At 72.3% G+C, this 1210-nt stretch carries 1 protein-coding gene; it reads left to right on the top strand.

Annotated features, from left to right (window positions below; genetic code table 11):
* Window positions 1–78: 78 nt before the first annotated feature.
* On the top strand, window positions 79–957 hold the full coding sequence (locus G3N98_RS39250) for a LysR family transcriptional regulator (protein ID WP_206151122.1): 879 nt from the start codon (window positions 79–81) through the stop codon (window positions 955–957).
* Window positions 958–1210: the final 253 nt, after the last annotated feature.

Here is a 1210-nt window from a genome sequence, read left to right as displayed (position 1 = left end):
ACGAGCCGTATGCTAGGCTTGGCCCGTATTGCCTGTCATTGACACGCCGATGCTGTTTTATTGACAAAAATTGCAATCATGGACCGGCTCGAATTCCGTCACGTACGCGCGTTCCTGAGCGTCGCGCAGCACCTGCACTTCGCCCGCGCGGCCGAAGCGCTCGACATGGCGCCGCCCGCGCTCACGCGGCAGATCCAGGAAGCCGAGCGCGTGCTCGGCGTGCGCCTCTTTCACCGGTCGCGCCGCGCGGTCACGCTGAGCGCGGCCGGCGAGGCCTATCTCGCCGAGGCACGCGCCGCGGTCGAGCACCTGCAGCGCGGCCGAGAACTCGCTGCGTTGGCCGAGCGCGGCGAACTCGGCCGGATCGAGATCGGCTACGTGTCGTCCGCCGTCTATTCGGGCACGCTGCAGCGCACCGTCGGCGCGTTTCGTGACGCGCACCCGCGCATCGAGCTGAACCTGCGCGAAGTGCCGATGGACGACGTCGCGAACCAGCTCGACACGGGCCGGCTCGACCTCGCGTACGTGCGCCCGCCGCTGCCGCTGCCCGGCGGCCTGCGGGTCGTCACGCTGCAGCGCGACGTGTTCGTCGCCGCAGTGCCGGCCGGGTCGCGCTACGCGTCGATGTCGTCCATTCGCGCGGCCGACCTCGCCGACGCGCGCTTCGCGGTACCCGAACAGGAGCGCGGCACGCTCGACGTCGCGCGCCGCGGCCGCTTCGCGCCGCTGATCGCCGCCCGTCCGGGCGGCCTGCTCGCGGTGCTCGCGTGCGTGTCCGTGAATGGCTGGGTCGCGGTGATTCCCGATGCGCTCGCCGGCTGCGTGTCGCTGCCGGGCGTCGTGTACCGGCCGATCGCCGGCAAGCCGATCACGTCGGAACTGGCGCTCGCGCACCGGCGCTTCGAGAAGGCGCCGGCGGTGCGCGCGTTCCTGCGGACGGTTCCGTCGGCCGCGTGAGCCCCGCCTGACGCCCGCATGCGGCGCGGGCGGCGACGCGGCGAGGTCGGCCGTCGCCGCGCGAATATGCATTGCACGATTCGATGTTTGTCGGCCGGAAACCGATTCCGTAACCTGCCCGGCAGCCGCGCCGCCTGCGCGCGGATCACCGAGGACACCCCGCCGATGAATCCCTCTTCCGCCCCGCCGCGCCGCCGCGTGCTGCAGCGTCTTGCCGCCCTCGCCGCCGCGCCGCTCGCCGGCGCCATCGCAA

Origin of the sequence: Burkholderia sp. Tr-20390 (genome assembly GCF_017104595.1) — a bacterium.
Classification (GTDB): Bacteria; Pseudomonadota; Gammaproteobacteria; order Burkholderiales; family Burkholderiaceae; genus Burkholderia.
Note: the sequence above shows the minus strand (reverse complement) of the source record. Positions and strands in the feature narration are given on the sequence as shown.